Source organism: Desulfacinum hydrothermale DSM 13146, from assembly GCF_900176285.1.
GTDB lineage: Bacteria > Desulfobacterota > Syntrophobacteria > Syntrophobacterales > DSM-9756 > Desulfacinum > Desulfacinum hydrothermale.
The window spans coordinates 1-2,628 of sequence record NZ_FWXF01000051.1; the positions used below are offsets into that span (position 1 = coordinate 1).

Annotated in this window: 1 protein-coding gene and 1 pseudogene; both read right to left on the reverse strand. The window is 51.1% G+C overall.

The genetic code is table 11. The features are described 5' to 3' along the window. Window positions 1–1,163 (reverse strand): annotated as a pseudogene (locus B9A12_RS16510) (hypothetical protein); the annotation flags it as partial. 296 nt (window positions 1,164–1,459) lie between these two features. Continuing rightward, window positions 1,460–2,628, reverse strand: a 1,169-nt coding sequence (locus B9A12_RS16515) for a replication initiation protein (RefSeq protein WP_170920706.1), incomplete at its 5' end; no start/stop codon positions are given.

Sequence of the window (2,628 nt, forward strand, 5' to 3'; positions counted from 1 at the left end):
CCCCGCTCGGCCGCCACGTGCGCCACGGTCCGTCCGTCGTTGCGCGCCAGGTTCCACCAGTTGTAATCTGGCGGCAGGTGGCCATGTTGGGCGGCCTCATGGGCCACGGTCCATCCGCTCCCGCTTGTAGCCAGCTCCCACCGGTCGAAATCTTCCGGCAAATGGCCGTATTTGGCCGCCACGTGGGCTACGGTAATGCTGCGCTTGTCTGCCAGTTCCCATTGGTCAAAATCCGGTGGCAGGTGGCCATGTTTGGCGGCTTCGTGGGCCACGGTCCACCTATCTTCGGACGTAGCCAGTTCCCACCGGTCGAAATCCGGCGGCAGATGGCCATGCCGCGCCGCCACGTGGGCCACGCTTTCCCCCGGCAGCCAGTTCTTTTTTAGGTCCCATTGTATAAAGTCTGCGGGCAAATGGCCGTATTTAGCCGCCTCATGAAACACACTAACAGGCAGCCGCTCAAGTTCCCATGCTGCCTCCGGCAGCATGTTGCGTTTTACGGCCTCTTCGGCCACAATACGCCCACACCCGTCCCCCAGGAACAAAATTTCCAGATCTGGGTTTTCCCCTGCGCACGGCGGTGGCAAATACCCGTTAGCTATGGCCTCGTAGGCCACGGTGCGTCCAGCATGGTCGGCCAAATCCCACTGATCAAACTCCTCCGGCAAACAACCTTGCGCCGCCGCCAAATGCGCCACCGTTGTACCGTCGCGATCCACCACCGTAGCCCAAAATTCAGGATCAGCAATGTTTGTAAACACATCATTTCGCGCGCGATCCAGCAGTATGCTTAGCGGAGTACGTCCGTTTTCATCCTCTCGCGCCCAAACGTTTTTGGAAACAAATCCTCTACAAGCTCGAAGCAGCATACTATTATGCGCCCTACTAACCAGCACATGCGCTACTGTTACGCCTGCGTAGTTGGCCAAATGCCATACATTGTCGCCGGGACCCACAAGCCCAAACCGCGGAGCCGGCAGAACACCGCCAAAATCTTCCGGCAGATGCCCATGGTCGGCTGCCACGTGGGCCACCGTCCAGCCCGACTTGTCCGCCAAATCCCACTGGTTGAAATCTTCCGGCAGTGTACCTTTCGCCGCCGCCACATGCGCCACAGTCCAACCAGTGTCGTCAACCACTTTTGCCCAGTCTTTCTGCGCCATGCTTGTCTCCTTTCCTAAATTTTGTTTAACAACCCACCCCTTGATTAAGGGAAACTTGGCAGAAGCACTTCCTTCGCCGTTCCCCTCATTTTGCATTTGTATGCTATCATGATAGCCAACAAATGTCAAGCAAAAAAATTACTTTTCTTGGCGCGCGGCGAAAAAAAAAGCGCTGTCCGGACTGGACAACACCAAGCCGGCCGACCACAGCGCATGCCTTTCTTCCTGTCCGGGCAAAAATTTATTTAGGAACGTTTTACGATATTCCTGGATATTTGGGGGCTGGGCGCGGCTGGTTACAGTTTTTGCATATTGTCATCGAGAAGCACTGCTTTGCCAGTCATTACCATATCCACGATGTCCTCCTTAAACAGCATCCGACCGTATATATTGCAACACTCGTTATATATTTCGGCTGTCTGGCGTCCTGAACGAAGGTAACGTGCAGATGAAAATTTTTGTAGGAGTTCCTCATGCGAAGTGAATTGTGGTTCGGTGTACATTTCGGGATGTGAGGATTCCGGAAGTGACCATTGGTTAGCAATTGCTTTGTTAAGGTAGGCAGAGTAGTTGGATTTGGCATGTTTGTTGGCATACAGTATTGCATTGCGGACCGTATTTATATCGGTCCCATTGCGCAGGGCACTGGTTATTACCGCAGTTGCTTCGGATTTTTGGTTTTCCGGTACCAGGTTTATGAGGTGCCGAAGGGGGTTTGGTATTATGCCAGAATTGGGGTTGGAAGTTTCTGTAGAGTTGGAATGTTCCAAATTTTTTTGTTGATGCAAGAACCTGATGGCTACAACCTTTCTGCCTTGGCGTAGTGGTTGCCATGCAAAACGTAGTTGTGTTTTCTGTTCTATCTCTTTTTGGGCTTTTTCCAAGGCTTTGGTCCGGAAAATTGAAAAGTTAGTGCGGAAGGATGCTGGGATTTCCATGATTTCGTATAATTCATCCAACGAGATTTCGATACTTTCTTCCGATTCCCATGATTTAAGAAAAAGGAAGAGCTTCTGTGAATAGACTGTGTTAAGCTGAAGGAACTCCCACAAATTAAACAAGGTAAAATGTTTTCTCAGGTTAAGGAAGTATTTTTGCATATCGGGGTGAAGGGAAATAGTTAAAGTTTTTTGTTTGGAGTCATAAGCAACCGCGGAAAAGAAAGCATAGGCGACCCAACCTTCGGGACGTTTTATGCGTACAATTTTGGAAATCAGCCGGTCCACTATAGCTTCTAAAATTTGGATGTTTTTTCCACCTTCGGGCTTGCCGCCAAGAATATCCTCAACAGACAGAACATAATCTCGAAGCTGTTTTTCCGAGGAATGTACCTGCGCGGCAAGCAGGGCCACAATGCGCGGTTCCAGGTAGCTGCATGCGTCGTAACTTCCCCGGGCAATGGCATTGGACATTTTTACTGAACGGGGGCGTCCGCGCGTCAGCATGTGGATAAGCTTTTTTGCAT